Raw genomic sequence first — 18,018 nt, forward strand, 5'->3', positions numbered from 1 at the left:
AAGGATATGAGTATAGTAAAAGCTAACCAACTTGTCAGAGAAGGTAAGTTTAAAGAAGCTGAGTCTATGTATAAAAGTCTATACAATAAGACTAAGCTTGAAATGTATAGATTTGGTATGGAGCACTCAAGAAGAAAACAAAAAGAGAACTCCTCCATAAAGTATAATTCTAATCTTAACTCTACTGATGCAGTAAATGAAAAAAGAAGGATTTTATTTATTACAGCAGGCTTGAAAGGCCCAACAGCGGGCGGTGGGATTGCTACATGCTTTCATAGTATGGTTAAAACAATGGGGATGTTGAGCACTACTGAAACAGATGTATTATATATTGCACATCCTTATTATTCTCAAGGAACTTATGAGAGTTGGAAGAATAGTTACAAAGAATATTGCAATGCAAATTTTATTGTAATAAATGTAGATAATAAAAATTATGGTACAAAAGAAATGAAGCGTTCACATGCTATTCTGGAGTACTTGATGGAGAACGAAGGACTATATGATAGAGTTGTATTTCATGATTTTATGGGGCTGGCTTATTATACTGTTTTAGCTAAAAAATTTGGTGTAGGCTTATCAAATACTAAAGTAATAATATCTGGTCATGGCAATCATATGCTATCTAACTTTTTTGGTAAAAAGAAAGTTGATTCTTGGCATACAAAAGCCATTTTATTTATGGAAAGAATGTCATTAAAATATGCTGATGAGGTTACTTCCCCTAGTAGTTTTTACAAAGACTGGCTGTCAGGTAATTTAGAGATAGATAAGAATAAGATTGTAGTTTTACCTAATATAATATATACCAGCGATAGTAAAGAAAAAATAGATGTAACTTTTAAGGATGACACAAAAAAGCTTTTAGTTTTTTATGGAAGAATAGAAAGATTAAAGGGCATTGATTTACTCATTGAAGCAATTAAGAAGTCCAATAGTAAACAAGTAGTACATAATATTTTGATTGCTGGCTTATCTACTAAAATAGATGGTTTAGATGCCAAAGACTATATTGCTAAAGCTCTAACATCGGTGAACTGTGAGGTTCAGTATAAATTTAATTGTCAGCCAACAGAAGTGTTTAACTATATTAAAGAAAACAAAGGAACTTGCATCTTACCAACATTAGGTGAAAATGCTCCTTGTATAGTAGTTGAATGTATTCTTCACGGTGTTCCTTTTCTTGCTTCAGACATTCCAGGTATTAAGGAAATGGTAAGTGATAAGTACCATTCTACCTATTTGTTCCAAACAGGATCTTTGTTAGAACTAACTGAAAAAATACAGCTTGAAACGCCTGCACCTACTGATAGTGTTCTATCATATAATATGCAGCAAAATGAGCTAGTATGGGTGGATTATCTATCACAAAAGAGTAATCAACTGGTGGTTTTACCCTCTAGAATTAAAGATCAGAAAAGACCTCTTATCAGTGTGGTTATTCCAACCTGCGATAGGCCTGAACTACTAGAAGCTGCCGTTGAATCTATTTATAATCAATCATACAGTAATTTTGAAATTATAATAGTGGACGACGCTAGTGTTGATAGTGAATTGAACAGAAGTGTTGCAAGTAAGTATTCTTGTAGTTACGTATATTTGTCAGATAAAAGCTATAAAGGCTTGGCTTGTAACACCGCTGTTGAATATGCTAAAGGAGAGTATATTTGCTTTTTCGATGATGATGACATTGCTCATCCAGATATGCTAGATAGATATGTTGTAGCCTTTAACCGTAGTGATGTAAATATATTATCTGGTTTTTGTGAAGTTTTTGAACATGATACGAGTTATACTTCAACAAGTGAAAATTACTACTCATTAGCCCTAGGAGGTGGTTTAGAAGTAAATCTAAGTATCAATATGTTTGGTAAAGGCAGTTTTATTATTGATACTCAGTTTTTTAAAGAAATTGGTGGTTATGAGGTAGACGAGTCTGCAGTGCCTATGGTGGATTATAGGTTTTATATAAAAGCATCTTTAATGGGCGCTGAGATATCAATTATTCCTCAAGCACAGTATTTTTATCGCAAAAACTCTCCTAAAAGCTTGTATTATTTAAGTGGCAACAATAGGACACAGCAGTTCTTAGCTAAAGCTTCTATTCAAAATATACTAGAGAAAAAACTGGGTAGAGATATAGGTAAAGCTGTAGCGCCAATGATTTGGGATGTCTCATTACCTCATTATAAATAATAAAGAAAATATAGGATTGCTATATAATGAATGATTTATTTTTTGAGCACGTAAATCGAAATAATAGCGAAGGAGAATTTATATTTGTCACTTTTTCAGCTTTTTCTCAATTGAATGCTAACTTTTTTGGTAAGGATTTTTTTTGTTAAGAAAAATATTGAAGCTATATTGATTTCTCAGAAGGATGTTAATCACTGGTGGCATACAGAAGAAATCTTTAAGGTTGCTGATATAGTAAATAAAATAAAGAAACAAAGTGATAAAAAAGTTGTTTTGTATGGTGCTTCTATGGGTGGTTATGCAGCTGTACATTATAGAAATATATTTGATGCAGAGCTATCTATTGCTATTGCACCACAAATATTTATTGATAAGAGTGTTGCCTATTACGAAAATAGATGGCAAAAAGAGCTTGATGCATTACAAGGAAAAATGATTTTTAATGAAGTAGATAATATACGTGAACAGGAAGGAGTAATATATATATTATATGATCCTATACATATAATGGATAATAAACATATTATCAGTTATCAGGATTTAATTGATAATAGCACTGCTAAATTTATCGAAGTTCCATATTCAGGTCATGATTTAGCTCGATTTTTAAATAGTACTGGGGTTTTAAAGAGTATTGTTATTCAAATATATGAAGATGGAAAAATGAGTAATAATCTTCTAAGTAAGTTCTCAGAGCTCTACCTAGACGATCATAAAGCCTTTTTTAATTATTTTCGTAAGGCGAGCCTTTCTTCTGAAAAACAAAATAAATTTCTTCTTGAAACCATGGAAAAACATTTAAAAGATTTAGAGAAAATGGATTTTGAAGCTCTGTATATGGTTGCTGAAACTCTATCAAATTTTGGTAGATATGAAGAAGCAATAAATATTTCTAAAAGGTCTATAGACATATATAAAACTAAAATGCTAAAAGATGCTCCAAGTTATTTATATGGAAAATATGAATTAATACTTAAGAAAAGCAAGAGTGGATTATGAAAATAACTATCGTAGGCACAGGGTATGTCGGTCTATCAAATGCTGTATTACTAGCACAGCAGCACACCGTGATTGCTTTAGATATTGACGAAAATAAAATCAATAAAATCAATCAGCGTCAGTCACCTATCGATGACAAAGAAATAGAGAACTTTTTAGCGCGTAAAGAGCTGGATTTGCATGCAACGATAGACAAGGTGCAGGCTTATATCGATGCGGACTATGTGCTGATAGCCACACCGACCAACTACGATACAGATACCAACTCATTTGATACTAGTAGTGTTGAGACGGTAATTAAAGACGTACTAGCAATTAATGCTGATGCTCTTATCATCATTAAATCTACTATTCCTGTTGGCTTTACCCAAAAAACGAAAAAGAAACTGGGCATTGATAATCTTATCTTTGCTCCTGAGTTTCTACGAGAAGGTAAAGCGCTGTACGATAATCTTTATCCATCACGTATCATCGTTGGTGAACAATCAGAGCGCGCCCAGAGTTTTGCGCAGATGGTGGCAGATTGTGCGGTTAAAGAAAATCCAGCTATTCTATTAACTAATAGTGCGGAGGCAGAAGCCGTCAAGCTATTTGCTAACACTTATCTTGCGCTGCGCGTTTCTTACTTTAACGAGCTTGATACTTATGCCGCTGTTCATGGCCTAGATACTGAGCAGATAATTAAAGGTGTTTGTTTAGACCCACGGGTAGGGGATTTTTATAACAATCCATCCTTTGGCTATGGTGGCTATTGTCTCCCTAAAGACACTCAGCAGCTACTGGCTAATTATGAAAATGTACCGCAGAATTTAATACAAGCAGTGGTTTCATCAAATAATACTCGTAAAGAGTTTATCGCTAATGATATCGTATCGAGTAATCCTAAGATGGTGGGTATTTATCGTCTGATCATGAAAGCAGGATCTGATAATTTCCGTGCATCGGCTATCCAAGGTATCATCAAGCACTTAAAAAGATTGGGTACGACTGTCATTATCTATGAGCCAAAGTCTGATGAAGGTAGCTTTTTAGATTGTGAAATTGTGAATGACTTAGAGGCTTTTAAGAATAGGGCAGATATTATCGTAGCCAATCGACTATCAGAAGAGTTATCAGGTAGCTTAGATAAAGTATATACTCGAGATTTATCTGGTTCAGATTACTAATTAGGTCTCGATTTGAAATACTTTTTTTATGTTAGGAATAAACCGTTTACTCAGGCTTTAGCGGCGTTAAAGCCTAGGCTGCGCTATACTACTGCTAAACGGCGTTGGTATGCAGCACGTTTAGGCTTGTATCATACCGTCTTAGAATATTCATCATGGTTACCAGTAAAGACACCACGCCATAAATTAGTGTTTACCATTGCTAATATTAAGCGTCAGAAATTAACCGACAGTATGGCCAAAAGTCATATAGAGTATATCTTATATCATAAAAGATACCGTCAATTTCATCATGAATTTATTAAAGAGACAATATCTTTCTATCCTGAAGTGATATGTAATTTTTTGAAAGTGCAGAAAGAAAAGGTAGGTACTTTAGATAGAAGCTATTATCAGGGTTTATATATTGCGCTTTTACGACAGTATTACCCACTAGATACTAACATCGATAATTACTTAAATGGTTTTTTATCATACCAAGCAGATGATGAGTATGCAGATAAAAGATGTCTCTACAATAATATAGCACTTCATATGCCACTGGCTAAGCTTGCCAATTTAAATGAAATATTTACTCATCATCAGCTTAGTCAAATAGCACTGTCTGATGAGCAACAGCCTTTTACGGTGACCAATCTACGAGTAATAGAGCAAATAAATAAAGATCAAGACTCTCAAAGTAATAGTAAGCTGCATAAAGTGACCGTTATGATCACTACTTATAATGCCAGCGAAACGATAGATAGCTGTATTCATAGCCTACTACAGCAGACATGGCAAGATTTAGAAATAATAGTGGTTGATGATGCCAGTACCGATGATACCTTACTGCGTTTGCAGCACCTAAGTGCTTACAATACCGCTATAAAAGTTATTTCTCTACCAAAAAATACAGGTACATTTGCTGCCAAAAGCATTGGTGCACAATATGCGACAGGTGAATTTTTAACCTGTCAAGATTCTGATGATTGGGCACATCCACAAAAAATAGCAGAGCAAGTGCGGCCATTGATAGAAGACGCTAGTATCATTGCCACGACATCCCATTGGTTGAGATTAGATTATGATGGCCAATATTATGTACGTCAAATATATCCCTTTCTGCGTCAAAACCCAGCTTCGCCTATGTTTCGTTTGCAAACAGTTAAACAAGAGACTGGTTTGTGGCATATCGTGCGCACAGGGGCTGATAGTGAGTTTTTTGAGCGTTTAAAGCTAGTCTATGGCAGTGAAAGCATCGTAATCGTTAAAAAACCGTTGACCATCGCCAGTCATCGTCCCAACTCCCTAATGACATCCGAGAAATTTGGTATTTATAATCGTACAGCAGCGCTGGCTCGTTTAGACTATTGGGAAGCATGGCGACTATGGCACATAGATACACTTCATCAAAAAGCGTGTTTGGTTATGGCTAGTGTCGAAAAACAAGCAAATGCTCCACAAGCTTTATTTGTTGGAATACCAGATAGCATTCAAGTAGATATGCTGAATTTAAAAGAAAACTTAGCCACACATGAAGTATTAAGTAAGCTTTGAAGTGAACCCTAGACAAGGCTTTTTATAATTGCTAATTATAGATATTAAGTTTATAGGATTATTGAAGTATGAAAAAAATAACTCACGCCGTTATCCCTGTTGCAGGCTTTGGTACTCGTATGTTGCCATTGTCTAAATCTGTGCCAAAAGAGCTATTGCCGCTTGGCAATCGTCCTGCCATTCATTATGTCGTCGAAGAGGCGATTGCTGCTGGTATTAAGCATATTGTCTTGGTTGGTCATGCACAAAAGAGCGCGATTGAAAACTACTTCGATATCAATGCTGAGCTGGACAGTCAGCTCAGAACGAAATGTAAGGAGCAGCTGGCGGACAGCTTAAACTGGCTACCAGATGATGTGACGGTTTCGATGATACGTCAGGGTAAGGCGTTGGGCTTGGGACACGCGGTACTCGCTGCGCGCCCGATTATCGGTGAGCATGATTTTGCCGTATTATTGCCCGATGTTGTGCTTGATCCTTTTACGGGCGATATGGCTGCTGATAACTTAGCCTTTATGATTGATGCTTTTGCTGAAGACAACCATTCACAGATATTGGTGGATAAAGTCGCTGATGAAGATGTGCATAAGTATGGTATTGCCAAATTGAATGAAGCGTTTAGTGAAGTGAATAGGGAAGATGATAAAGCAAATATAAATGCCAGCTTTAAAGTCGCGGGATTTATAGAAAAGCCCAACTTAGCCGATGCTCCTTCGAAATTAGCAGTTGTTGGTCGTTATGTCTTTAGCAATCATATCTTTGATTATTTGGCCAATACCAAAGCCTCGGTCGGTGGTGAAATTCAGCTGACCGATGCGATTGATGCGTTGATTAGCGAATACGGCGTGAATGTCACGACCATGCGCGGCTACAGCTATGATGCAGGCGATATGCGCTCATATATGCAAGCATTTATCTATTTTGCTGAGCAGCAATTAGCAGAAGATGAGTAGCTGATGGCTGAGATGAAGGGCAATAGCGCTTATAACAGTGCTCGAAACTCGACATACTGGCAGCAACTACAAACGCTAGCAAAGCAGCCATGGTCACTGGCAGCTTTGTTTGCACAAGATGACAGTCGTGCAACGCGCTTTAGCATGCAAGCTGGCGCGCTATATATGGACTATAGCAAGCAATGTATTGACGAGCAGGTACTGGCAAATCTGTTGCAGCTAGCAGAAAGCTGTGAATTGTCCACAAGGATTGATGCACTTATGCAAGGCGCGATGGTCAATACCAGTGAAGCGCGTGCTGCCTTGCATACAGCACTACGATTGCCAGAGTCTGCCAAACTAGACGTTGATAGGCAAAATGTCGTCGCTGATGTGCATGATAGTCTGTCGCAAGTAGCACGTTTATCTGAACGTGTCCGTAGTGGTACATGGCGCGGGTTTTCTGGTCAAGCTATTACGGATGTGGTTAATATTGGCGTTGGTGGCTCTGATCTTGGCCCGCTTATGGCGACTACCGCGCTGGATGAGTGGGCAGATACTGAAATTGAAGTACATTTCGTCTCTAATATGGACGGTACTCAGCTTGATAACTTGCTGAAGCACCTCAATCCTGAGACCACCTTGTTTATTATCTCATCCAAATCTTTTGGTACGGTGGATACCTTATCCAATGCAAAGACGGCCTTGTCATGGTTGCTTGCCACTGCCAAGCTGCGTGCAGGTACTGAAGACAGTGTGCTACGCCGCCACTTTATTGGTATCTCCGCTAACAGCGAAAAAATGAGTGAGTGGGGTATTCATCCTGAGCATCAGCTGCAACTTTGGGAATGGGTTGGCGGTCGATTCTCTTTATGGTCGGCGATAGGACTGGCCATTGCCATTCGTATTGGTATGGCTGGGTTTAAAGAGTTATTAGCTGGTGCGCATAGTATGGATGAGCACTTTGCGCAGACGGATTTTGCAGAGAACCTACCCGTATTATTGGGGCTACTTGCAGTTTGGAACAGTACATTTTTACAGGTAAATGCTCATACCGTATTGCCCTATGATGGTCGTCTCAACTATTTACCAAGCTACTTAACCCAGCTTGAGATGGAGAGTAATGGTAAGTCGGTCACCCAACACGGTGATCATATTGATTATGATACTTGCCCGATTTTATGGGGCGAGATTGGCTCTAACGCGCAGCATGCCTTTTATCAGTTGCTACATCAAGGCACACAGCAGGTGTCTTGTGACTTTATTGCTTGTGTGCGCCGTTATAGTGGTCAATCGCAAAACACGCCATTACAGCAGCAGCATGAGCTGTCTTTAGCCAATTGCTTGGCGCAAAGTCGAGTACTGGCTTTTGGTAATGCCGCGCTCCAAGAGTCTGAGGTTCAAGTGGCTTCTGCTGCGGACAAGTATAAATATTACCGTGGCAATCAGCCGTCAACTACATTGCTGATCGATGAGCTGACGCCGCACAGTTTGGGCGCACTGATTGCGCTTTATGAACATAAAGTCTATGTCATGGCCAGCATTTGGGATATTAACCCGTTTGATCAATGGGGCGTCGAGATGGGTAAGCAAATGGCGGAGTCCGTACATCAAGCCATGCAGCAAGCAGGTGAGGGTCAGTTTGACAGCTCTACTAACCAGCTCTTAAAACATATTCAGCAGCTGTCTTGATCGTTTTGCTATAGTCGGTTCAATATAATTTGGATACAAGGAAGGCGAGCGAAAGTACTACAAATAGTAGACTAAGCGAGCCTGACACCGTATCTGATTTATATAGGATTGACTATACTAAGTCGATAATCATTAAAGGTGAACGCATGAGCGCTGTTTCTATAAATGACAATACACCTAAATATACGCATGAATCTAAATCACAAAGCACTGCAAGCAAGCAAGTTTGTGTGCTTATTGGTCATAGCATTGAGGCCATTACTAGCGCCGTGGTGCTGGCAAGTCTCGGTCAGCGCGTGCATTTTTATGCAGATATTGAGCTATTGACGCAGCAAATACAACAATACGGCTTTGAGCATCATTTACAAGCACTGTGGCAGATGTACGAGCAGCAGCAGGTTATTATCAGTACAGCATTACCAGCTAGCGCTGACACGTTAATACAATATTATGAAACGACAAATTTTAGTGACAGTCGTCACATCAATGAGAGCAATGAGATTAGTAAGATTGACGACCAAAGCACCGTTGCGCTGTATTGGTTATTTTTAGACAGTATCAAGCCAGTATGGGCAGAAGCCAGCTGGATTACTGCCTTCAACCATAGTCATCAGCAATCGCTACCCGTGATTATAAGTGGCATTGAGAAACTAGGGGTGGTCTCAGCACTGGCGCAAAATTTGCAGCGCGCGTGGGTCTACTATGTGCCGTTTGTATTCTTGCAAGACGGTGATGCTTATAGCTCAATGTTAAATCCCTCACTGTGGTTGCTTGGTGAAAAAACAGCCAATAGTAGCCAGCATCTAGAAGTATTGAAGCCGTTAATGCAGCATGCGCGTGCCGCTCATCACGCTGATATCGCAACGATAGAGTTTGCCCGTAGCAGTATCATGGCGATGCTGGCGACGCGAGTGAGTTTTATGAATGAGATGTCACGCTTGGCGGACAGTCAACAGGTAGATATCAAGCAAGTCAGTCGTATCATGGGGCTAGACGCGCGGGTCGGCAGCAGTTATCTGCAAGCAGGCTGGGGCTTTGGTGGTAACACACTACCGACCGAGCTGGCTAAATTACAACAGTCCAGCCAAACGCACAGTTTAGAGATGCCGCTGTTGCAGTCAGTCATGCACATCAACGAAGATCAAAAAGAGCTGATATTCCGTAAATTCTGGCAATATTTTGATGGATTTATTGACAATAAAACGGTGATGATTTGGGGCGGTAGTTATAAATCAGGCTCAGGACGTACCGCAGGCTCAGCCATACATCCATTGCTAGCGTTATTATGGTCTTATAATATTCGTACTTTGGTGTATAGCGATAAAGCACAAGATGAACTTGCCATGCTTTATCAGCAGCAATCATTACTGCAATTGATTAATAATCCTTATCAGCAGCTAAGTGCCGCACAGGCGATTTTTATTATTAGTTGGTCGCCACAAGATCAACTAGATATTGCCAAGCTTAATCAACACGCGATGCCAGTATTTGATGCGCAAAATGCACTGACACGATTGCAGATCGATAGTCTGGTAGGTGACTATATGGGCATTGGTCGGTCTAAATAGCTTTATTTCAGTTTTTCTGTCATCAAAAAAGCTCGTTGATAATTATCAGCGAGCTTTTTTGATTTTTAGTCGAAATCACCCATATTAAATCGTATTCGTTTACGCTGGTACAGCACCTTGTGTCGCTAGCCACTGTTGAATCTCTTTAACTTTAATAGCTAACAATTCTTCATTGCCACGACTTTCAATGTTTAATCTAATAAGTGGCTCGGTATTTGAGGTACGCAGATTAAAGCGCCACTCGCCGAAGTTAAGGCTTAAGCCATCAAGGGTTGATTTGGTCGGATTTTCGCTGCTAAATTTTTCCTCAATAGCGCTAATAATCGTTGGAGCATCATGAGTGGTGAGACGAAAATTAAGCTCGCCTGAGCTAGGATATGCTTGAATATAGCCAGTGACCAATTCCGATAGGGTTTTACCAGTGATAGATAACAATTCAATGGTTAACAACCATGGAATCATGCCGCTATCGCAATAGAAAAAGTCACGGAAATAGTGGTGTGCAGACATCTCGCCGCCATAAACCGCGCCAGACTCGCGCATGACCTGTTTGATAAATGAGTGCCCAGACTTACTGATGACAGCCTTACCGTCATGCTCTTTAATCACCGCTTCAGTATTGTAAATGACACGTGGATCGTAGACGATTGATTCATTTTGGTACTTATTCAAAAATGCTTGAGCGAGCATCCCAACGATATAGCTACCATCAATAAATTCACCATGTTCATCGAATAAAAAGCAGCGGTCAAAGTCGCCATCAAAGGCAATGCCAAGGTCGGCTTTGTTTTCCAAAACAGCTTGTTGAGTCGCCACTCTATTGGCTTCAATCATAGGGTTGGGGATGCCATTAGGGAAGCTACCATCCGGCGTATGATGCAGTTTAATCACTTCAATTGGCGCACCAGCTTGTGCAAGCTTTTCAATCAACAAATCAACCACAGGCCCTGCACTGCCATTGCCTGAGTTAATCACTAATTTGAGGGGTTTGAGCTTATCGGTATCGATAAAAGTCATGACATGATTGATATAAGCGCTTTTATCAGTTAATAATTGCAGTTTTCCTAGAGTATTAGTAGCGGTAAATTTCCCAGACTCTGCCAATGCTTGAATCTCTGCCAAACCATCATCAGCACTGATTGGCTTTGAGTGCTCCTTAACCAGTTTTAAGCCGTTATAGTTAATAGGGTTATGACTGGCTGTGACCTCAATACCACCCAAAGCCTGATAGTAACTGGTAGCAAAATACACTTCTTCTGTACCGCTCATGCCCAAGTCAATCACGTCGACACCTGCATCAACGATGCCTTTGATAGCGGCTTGTTTTAATTGCTCACTAGAGTGGCGAATATCACTACCAATGACGATAGCTGGTTTTAGGTCTGCTATATCATTGGTTTGGGTTTGAGCAGATGCCTGATAACGCTGATATAGAATCTGTGCAAAGGCGCGCCCGATGCGATAAGCGATATCTTCATCTAGATTCACGCCAAGTTCGCCGCGTATATCATAAGCTTTAAACGAATTGATGGTGATAGCATTGAATTCCGTGGCTGGCTGATAGCTGGTGGTCGCAGAAGTCGACATAATGATAAAATTCCTTGCACGTGAGCAATGATAAAATAAGAAAGTAGATAGCATAATTATAAGCTAATAAGCGTTCAATGATACACTAACTGCCGAATGAGTTAAGTGAGTGTCAATAATTTTGACTCAAATTTGTAGCGATTCATGACTAAGCTGCACGCTATACTAAACAATAAAATGGCAACTTCTGTATTACGTAAAGCTAGCAAACAGCACAATAGACAAAAAAATAAGAGCATTCCTTATGAGTATTTTAGACAATAAAGTAACAGTGCCCGCGCCAGTGCAAGGGACGCCAACTGCTAGCGGTGAATTAGACGATTTATTGGCTTTGATGGCACGGCTACGTGTTGATTGTCCGTGGGATAAAAAACAAAGCAATCATAGTTTAATTCCTTATGCTATCGAAGAAGCCTATGAGTTGGGAGAAGCGGTACAAGATAATGACGATGAGGATATCAAAGGCGAGCTTGGCGATGTGCTGCTGCAAGTCGTTTTTCATTGTCAGATGTATGCCGAGCAAGGTCGCTTTGATATGAGCGATGTTATCACCACTTTACAAGAAAAGCTCATTCGTCGTCATCCGCATGTGTTTGAGGCTGAAACCCTTGAAGATGACGCGGCAGTAAAAGCTCGTTGGGATGAGATCAAAGCAGAAGAGCAGCAAGCGCGCGAGGCACGAGGCAAACCAAAACGTCGTCTAGACAATACCAAGGCGGGCAGTGCGCTCATGCAAGCGCAAGATGTACAAAAACAGGCGTCAAAGTTAGGGTTTGACTGGGAAGGCGTTAGCGGTGCTTTTGATAAGCTAGATGAAGAGATTACCGAGTTAAAGGCTGAATTGATAGATAAATCAAAAGATGCTGCTGAATATGACATAAGCAAAGCCAATATCAGAGAGATTGAAAAGGAGCTGGGTGATTGTATGTTTGCGCTCGTCAATGTCGCCCGTAAACTTAACCTTGATGCAGAAGCAGCCACCTTAACGTGTGTGCATAAATTTAAATCACGTTTTGGCTATATTGAAGAGCAATTAGCGGTAAGTGGTAAGCGTTTAGAAGACAGCGATATAACAGAGATGGATGCACTATGGGAAGCGGCGAAACAACATGAACGTTTATCATAAGATCTCGTTTGTTAGCTTAGTCAATACGGCTGTTTTCAGTCTAGTATTGGCGGTTCTCATCTTGAACAGTGTTCAAGCTGCGCCTTGTTTTGATAATCCTCAGCGTGCCTACGATTATCTATTGGCGCAAGAAAGTGCCAAAACACAGGCACGTGATCAAGCCACTGTGAATATCAATCGAGCCAGTGAAGGCGAGCTGGTTTCGCTAAATGGTATCGGTAGCAGTAAAGCCCAAGCGATTATTCTATATCGTGAGATGTTTGGTAGTTTTAAGACCGTTGATGAGTTAGCAAAGGTCAAGGGTATTGGCGCAAAAACGGTTGAGAAAAATCGAGGACGTTTACGCGTACAAGATTAAGGGCCGTATTTTGCTTTAATTAACCCCAATATTGACAAAATAGCACGTAAGTAAATGTCATAACACACCTACTACGCGCAAAATTTGTTAAACTAGCGGGTACATCCGCCTGATAAACGCTGTGTTATTCAGGGGTGGTTAAAGAATACCGGCGAGGAGTAGATGCATGGCCGAGCGTGCCGCCAAGCAGTTAGAACTGAACAAATCTGAATTACCCAATTCCATTACTGAAGTCATTGCCACATTGACCCGAGCTGGGTTTGACGCCTATATCGTTGGTGGTGGTGTGCGTGATACCTTATTGGGTCTGCGTCCAAAAGACTTTGACGCTGTCACTGATGCCAAGCCGCATGAGATCAAAGACGTCTTTGGCAAGCGCTGCCGCATTATCGGTCGCCGCTTTCAGTTGGCGCACGTGTATTCAGGCCGTGAGTTGATTGAGGTCGCTACTTTCCGTGGTCCACCAACCAATGATGCTAATACCAATCAAGACGGTATGATTCTGCGTGATAATGTTTGGGGCGATATCAAACAAGACTTCTCTCGTCGTGATTTCTCTATTAATGCGCTTTATTATCAGCCGCTCAAAGGGGTGGTTCATGATTTTTGCGGTGCCCTTGAAGATATTGATAATAAAATCATTCGGCTGTTGGGTCATGCGCCAGTGCGTATCGAAGAAGATCCAGTGCGTTTGTTGCGTGCTTTACGCTTCAAAGCCAAGCTCGGTTTTGAGTTTGATGACGAGTTAGCCGATCAGTTTCATGATGGCAACTGGGCATTGCTTGAGCAAATATCACCGCATCGCCTCTATGATGAAACCCAGAAGATGTTTACTGGTGGTTATTTAGTGCCATTATTGCCGCTATTGTTTGAGTCGGGGGCGATTGATAGCTTAATTATCTATCCACCGTCTGAGCCAAGTGCACTGGTCAATCAAGTCGCTATTAATACCGACAAACGTATTGCTGCGGGCAAAAGTATCAATCCCGCGTTCTTTTATGCCGCGCTATTATGGGAAAACTATCTGCATCAATTGGCAAAGGCTAAGAAGCGCAATATGCCGTTTGCTGAAGCGCAAATGCATGCAGCTGGTAAAGTGATTGATCGTCAACGTATCAAAACGGCGATTCCTAAATTTGCAGAGCAGTTTATCCGTGATATCTGGATATTGCAGCCAAGACTTGCAGCCCCGCGTAGTAAACAAATCGTTCAACTCTCTGAGCATCCACGCTTCCGTGCGGGTTTTGACTTTTTGTTGTTGCGTGAGCAATGCGGTGATGCTGAGCATCCGTTATCAGAGTCTACTAATGGTATGGGCGATTGGTGGCAAACCTATCAAACATTGTCTGAACGAGAGCAGCAGCAAGCCATTGACGATTTTGATGAAAACATTCGTCGCGGTGCCTATAAACAAGCGCAGCGTGGTCGTGGGCGCAATCGTCAAAAGCCAGAGTCAAATAGCGTCGATCACTCAATATCTCATCAAAACAATACCAAGCATAGCAAAGCCAATGATACAGCTGAGCAGGGTAGGAATGATCAGAATATGGTAAATGACCCGTCAAATATTCCAGCACGCCGTCGCCGCGCTGCCAGTCAATCTGCCTCTGTTAAGCAATCTGGTGGCAATAAAAACAAGCATTATGAGTCGCAGCAAGTAAGTCAAGATAGTGATGAGCTTGCTCAGTTACGACAGCTATCCCTTGCTAATAATAGCAACCAAGCGGCAAATAAACGTCATCATTCCAAGCCTGCACCACTATTTGTAATCGAGCACGAAAAAGTTGTGCCGCCATTACAGAAGCAGCTATCAAATGGCGATAAGCCTGATAGTCGTCAAGAGGCTGTCCAGAAAAAACCTGCTCATAAGAGTGCATTGGCAGAGAAAGCGCTAAAAAATCAGGATGCCAGTTCTGATGCTAACTCTTATAGTAAAGCTGATAATAAGCCTGATCTCTCAAATCAAGCTCAGCAGCCCAAAGCAATACAGTCAGAGGATACGTCTTCATCTGTGGCTCGTTCGGTAGCAAGATCGCCTGCGTTAGTCAGTATGAATAATGAGCCGATACCGCATAAGCGTCGCCGTCGTCAGCCAAGTGTAGATAGTATAAATCTTGCTAATAGCACAGAGACGCCAGTAACGGTTAACAACAACGATAAAGCTGCAGCAAAGTATGCAAAAAAAGCACCTAAGCCAGCAGCCCAGCCTACTGATAAAGTAGATATTCCGGCTAAAAAAACGGCTGAGCGTAAAAAAGTGGCTAAGGTTGCGACACCTGCAAGTGCAAAAAAACCAGCCAAAACGACAGAAGCAAAGTCTGCTAACGGCAATGCTGGTACGAGTAGTGTGAATGACAATAAAGGCCCTGTACCATCGAAACGTCGCCGTCGCCAGCCTAGTACCAACAATGTCTAACATTACTGACGATGCGGGCAACGCTAATTGGGTAACCTGCTATGTAGGTTTGGGTAGCAATTTGTCTAACGAGTTGGGTTCACCGGTAGAGCATTTGCAGCAGGCAATCGCAGCGATGCAAGAGCATAAGCAAATACGCGCGGTTCGTGTTTCTTCATTTTACGCTTCAGCACCTATGGGGCCGCAAGATCAGCCTGACTTTGTTAATGCCGTCGCTGAGTTTGAGACGATACTGCCGCCTTTAGATTTGCTTAGCTACTGCCAACAGTTAGAAGAGCAGGCTAAGCGCGCACGAATACGGCGTTGGGGTGAGCGTAGTTTGGATGTTGATATTTTGTTATACGGTGCAGCGCAAATCACTGAGCCGCAGTTGACCGTACCGCACGCTGGATTGTTTGAGCGTAATTTTGTTTTGTTACCGCTGCGAGAGTTAGCACCAGCGCTTATCATTGCTAGTAAATCAATAGATGATTATCCGCCTAGCAAAGATTGGACAGGCTTAAAACTGCTATAACCAATCTACTATAAAACAGTGACAGCGTTAACCTGTTTTAAGTTGAATCAACCATACCAAACGATTGCTAAGTGTTTTGATTACAATCAGAATAATGGCTAGAAACAGTTAAAAGCACTACAGGTTAATCGAGGATCATATGACGACGTTATCTACTTTAAAAAAATTTAAAAAAGACGGTACCAAGTTCACTTGCTTAACGTGCTATGACTCGATGTTTGCACGCATGATGGAAAAAGCAGAGATTGATACCATTTTAATCGGTGACAGTTTGGGCATGGTGGTGCAAGGTCATGACTCAACGTTACCCGTGACTGTCAATGACATGGCTTATCATACAGCCAATATTGCACGTAGCAATCAACACGCGCTGATATTGGCTGACCTACCATTTATGAGCTATGTCACCCTACCAGAAGCGGTTGCCAATAGTCGCCAGCTGATGCAGGCGGGCGCGCATGTGATTAAAATTGAAGGCGGTAGTGAGCTTTGCGATTTAATCACAACTTTGGCGCAAGCAGGGACGCCTACTTGTGTGCATTTAGGATTAACACCGCAATCAGTCAATGTGTTTGGTGGTTATAAAATCCAAGGTCGTGGTGACGAAGCGGCTGATAAATTGCTTGCTGATGCGAAAGCAGTCGTTGCGGCAGGTGCTGCGCTGCTAGTGTTAGAATGCGTACCTGCTGAGCTTGCAAAAGCAGTGACGGAAGCCGTCGCAGTGCCAGTTATTGGGATTGGTGCTGGTGCGGATACGGATGGTCAAGTGTTGGTCATGCATGACATGCTAGGTATGGCACACGGCCGTGTCCCGCGCTTTATTCATGACTTTTTGACCGATGAACGTAATAGCGCGCACAGTATCGAAGGCGCATTTGCCCTTTACCAGCAGTCAGTACGTGAAGGCAGTTTTCCAACCGAGCAGCACCAGTTTAGCTAACATTTTAGTTTTTACGATTATCAGTAGAAGAATAGTTAACCATGCCAATCATTCATCATCATATCTCCGCATTGCGTACAGCTTTACAGTCTTATCGTGGACAAAAAAATGACAATCAAGATGGCCCACAGCGCATCGCTTTAGTGCCAACGATGGGCAATCTGCATGCTGGCCATCTTGAATTAGTAAAAATAGCCAAGCAACATGCTGATATCGTGGTGGTTAGTATTTTTGTCAACCCTACTCAATTTGGCGCGGGAGAGGATTTTGATAGTTATCCTCGCACGCTTGATGAGGATGTCGCTAAGCTAGCAACGGTCGATACTGATTATGTGTTTGCGCCCAGTATTGAAGAGATGTACCCTGTCTTACCGCCGCCGACTTCCGTTCTTGCAGGTGCTATTACCACTCAATTATGTGGTCAATCACGCCCTGGGCATTTTGACGGTGTTGGTATTGTCGTCTCTAAACTGTTCAATATCGTACAACCGGATATGGCTGTTTTTGGACAAAAAGATTATCAGCAATTAGCGATTATTAAGCAATTGGTACGTGATTTAAGTTATCCCATTGAAATTATAGGGGCACCTATTGTCCGCGCTGCAGATGGTTTGGCACTCTCATCGCGTAACCAATATTTAAGTGCTACTGAACGTGAGGTAGCACCTGTTATCCATCAAGCGCTACAATATTTAGCAAAGCAGTTAGAAAAAGGCGAACAGAGCCAACAAGCTGTTCAGTCGTTGCTAGCAGAAACGCATCAGCGTATTACGGATGCTGGCTTCATTATTGATTATTTAGACATTAAAACCGATATGCTAGAGTCACTCACTAATGATACTTTAACTTTTAATGTAGAAAACAAGAATTTGATGATTCTAGTCGCTGCTTGGCTAGGACGTGCACGTTTGTTAGACAATCAATTGGTGACGGTGGATCAATCGTTGTGACATAGTAATTTGCAGGATGCAATGGACTAGAATGGGTG

At 41.4% G+C, this 18,018-nt stretch carries 14 protein-coding genes; 13 read left to right on the forward strand and 1 reads right to left on the reverse strand.

Annotated elements, in window-relative coordinates:
- Positions 1 to 6 precede the first annotated feature (6 nt).
- The 7 genes from INT03_RS07485 to INT03_RS07515 all read left to right on the forward strand — a co-directional run bounded on the left by INT03_RS07485 (position 7) and on the right by INT03_RS07515 (position 10,089).
- On the forward strand, positions 7 to 2,196 hold the full coding sequence (locus tag INT03_RS07485; RefSeq protein ID WP_193008445.1) for a glycosyltransferase: 2,190 nt from the start codon (positions 7 to 9) through the stop codon (positions 2,194 to 2,196).
- A gap of 168 nt (positions 2,197 to 2,364) precedes the next feature.
- A complete protein-coding gene (locus INT03_RS07490) occupies positions 2,365 to 3,195 on the forward strand; it encodes a hypothetical protein (protein ID WP_193008446.1) in 831 nt (276 codons plus the stop codon).
- Positions 3,192 to 4,361 carry a nucleotide sugar dehydrogenase gene (locus tag INT03_RS07495; RefSeq protein WP_193008447.1) on the forward strand — a complete coding sequence of 390 codons (1,170 nt, stop codon included), beginning with the start codon at positions 3,192 to 3,194 and terminating at the stop codon, positions 4,359 to 4,361. The genes INT03_RS07490 and INT03_RS07495 overlap by 4 nt, the downstream gene beginning before the upstream one ends.
- Before the next feature lie 12 nt (positions 4,362 to 4,373).
- Positions 4,374 to 5,897, forward strand: a complete 1,524-nt coding sequence (locus INT03_RS07500; protein WP_193008448.1) for a glycosyltransferase family 2 protein — start codon at positions 4,374 to 4,376, stop codon at positions 5,895 to 5,897.
- A 68-nt stretch (positions 5,898 to 5,965) separates the two neighbouring features.
- Positions 5,966 to 6,850 carry a UTP--glucose-1-phosphate uridylyltransferase gene (locus INT03_RS07505; protein WP_193008449.1) on the forward strand — a complete coding sequence of 295 codons (885 nt, stop codon included), beginning with the start codon at positions 5,966 to 5,968 and terminating at the stop codon, positions 6,848 to 6,850.
- A gap of 3 nt (positions 6,851 to 6,853) precedes the next feature.
- The gene (pgi, locus tag INT03_RS07510; RefSeq protein ID WP_193008450.1) at positions 6,854 to 8,521 is read left to right on the forward strand and encodes a glucose-6-phosphate isomerase; all 1,668 of its coding nucleotides are present in this window, start codon (positions 6,854 to 6,856) and stop codon (positions 8,519 to 8,521) included.
- Between the two features lie 146 nt (positions 8,522 to 8,667).
- Entirely contained in the window at positions 8,668 to 10,089 is a 1,422-nt protein-coding gene (locus INT03_RS07515) for a UDP-glucose/GDP-mannose dehydrogenase family protein (protein ID WP_193008451.1), read from the forward strand.
- 99 nt (positions 10,090 to 10,188) lie between these two features.
- On the opposite strand, the gene INT03_RS07520 is transcribed toward INT03_RS07515, so the two are convergent.
- A complete protein-coding gene (locus INT03_RS07520) occupies positions 10,189 to 11,676 on the reverse strand; it encodes a phosphomannomutase CpsG (protein ID WP_226951672.1) in 1,488 nt (495 codons plus the stop codon).
- Positions 11,677 to 11,920: 244 nt separating this feature from the next.
- On the opposite strand from INT03_RS07520, the gene mazG reads away from it, so the two are divergent.
- The 6 genes from mazG to panC all read left to right on the forward strand — a co-directional run bounded on the left by mazG (position 11,921) and on the right by panC (position 17,980).
- Positions 11,921 to 12,802, forward strand: coding sequence for a nucleoside triphosphate pyrophosphohydrolase (gene mazG, locus INT03_RS07525; RefSeq protein ID WP_193008452.1), 882 nt, complete (start codon positions 11,921 to 11,923; stop codon positions 12,800 to 12,802).
- On the forward strand, positions 12,786 to 13,160 hold the full coding sequence (locus INT03_RS07530; RefSeq protein ID WP_193008453.1) for a ComEA family DNA-binding protein: 375 nt from the start codon (positions 12,786 to 12,788) through the stop codon (positions 13,158 to 13,160). The genes mazG and INT03_RS07530 overlap by 17 nt, the downstream gene beginning before the upstream one ends.
- A 166-nt stretch (positions 13,161 to 13,326) precedes the next feature.
- On the forward strand, positions 13,327 to 15,576 hold the full coding sequence (gene pcnB, locus INT03_RS07535) for a polynucleotide adenylyltransferase PcnB (protein WP_193008454.1): 2,250 nt from the start codon (positions 13,327 to 13,329) through the stop codon (positions 15,574 to 15,576).
- Positions 15,569 to 16,090, forward strand: a complete 522-nt coding sequence (gene folK / locus INT03_RS07540) for a 2-amino-4-hydroxy-6-hydroxymethyldihydropteridine diphosphokinase (protein ID WP_193008455.1) — start codon at positions 15,569 to 15,571, stop codon at positions 16,088 to 16,090. Before pcnB ends, folK begins: the two co-directional genes overlap by 8 nt.
- 139 nt (positions 16,091 to 16,229) lie before the next feature.
- Positions 16,230 to 17,030 carry a 3-methyl-2-oxobutanoate hydroxymethyltransferase gene (panB, locus tag INT03_RS07545; protein ID WP_193008456.1) on the forward strand — a complete coding sequence of 267 codons (801 nt, stop codon included), beginning with the start codon at positions 16,230 to 16,232 and terminating at the stop codon, positions 17,028 to 17,030.
- A gap of 41 nt (positions 17,031 to 17,071) precedes the next feature.
- Entirely contained in the window at positions 17,072 to 17,980 is a 909-nt protein-coding gene (gene panC, locus INT03_RS07550) for a pantoate--beta-alanine ligase (protein WP_193008457.1), read from the forward strand.
- Positions 17,981 to 18,018: the final 38 nt, after the last annotated feature.

This window comes from Psychrobacter sp. PG1, from assembly GCF_014897815.1.
Classification (GTDB): Bacteria; Pseudomonadota; Gammaproteobacteria; order Pseudomonadales; family Moraxellaceae; genus Psychrobacter.

Bases quoted from the DNA above. Each gene is read 5' to 3' on its own strand.
- pgi (WP_193008450.1), top strand. From the start codon at position 6,854: ATGGCTGAGATGAAGGGCAATAGCGCTTATAACAGTGCTCGAAACTCG.
- INT03_RS07520 (WP_226951672.1), bottom strand. From the start codon at position 11,676: ATGTCGACTTCTGCGACCACCAGCTATCAGCCAGCCACGGAATTCAAT.
- INT03_RS07505 (WP_193008449.1), top strand. From the start codon at position 5,966: ATGAAAAAAATAACTCACGCCGTTATCCCTGTTGCAGGCTTTGGTACT.
- mazG (WP_193008452.1), top strand. From the start codon at position 11,921: ATGAGTATTTTAGACAATAAAGTAACAGTGCCCGCGCCAGTGCAAGGG.
- INT03_RS07485 (WP_193008445.1), top strand. From the start codon at position 7: ATGAGTATAGTAAAAGCTAACCAACTTGTCAGAGAAGGTAAGTTTAAA.
- INT03_RS07530 (WP_193008453.1), top strand. From the start codon at position 12,786: ATGAACGTTTATCATAAGATCTCGTTTGTTAGCTTAGTCAATACGGCT.
- pcnB (WP_193008454.1), top strand. From the start codon at position 13,327: ATGGCCGAGCGTGCCGCCAAGCAGTTAGAACTGAACAAATCTGAATTA.
- panB (WP_193008456.1), top strand. From the start codon at position 16,230: ATGACGACGTTATCTACTTTAAAAAAATTTAAAAAAGACGGTACCAAG.
- INT03_RS07515 (WP_193008451.1), top strand. From the start codon at position 8,668: ATGAGCGCTGTTTCTATAAATGACAATACACCTAAATATACGCATGAA.
- folK (WP_193008455.1), top strand. From the start codon at position 15,569: ATGTCTAACATTACTGACGATGCGGGCAACGCTAATTGGGTAACCTGC.
- panC (WP_193008457.1), top strand. From the start codon at position 17,072: ATGCCAATCATTCATCATCATATCTCCGCATTGCGTACAGCTTTACAG.
- INT03_RS07495 (WP_193008447.1), top strand. From the start codon at position 3,192: ATGAAAATAACTATCGTAGGCACAGGGTATGTCGGTCTATCAAATGCT.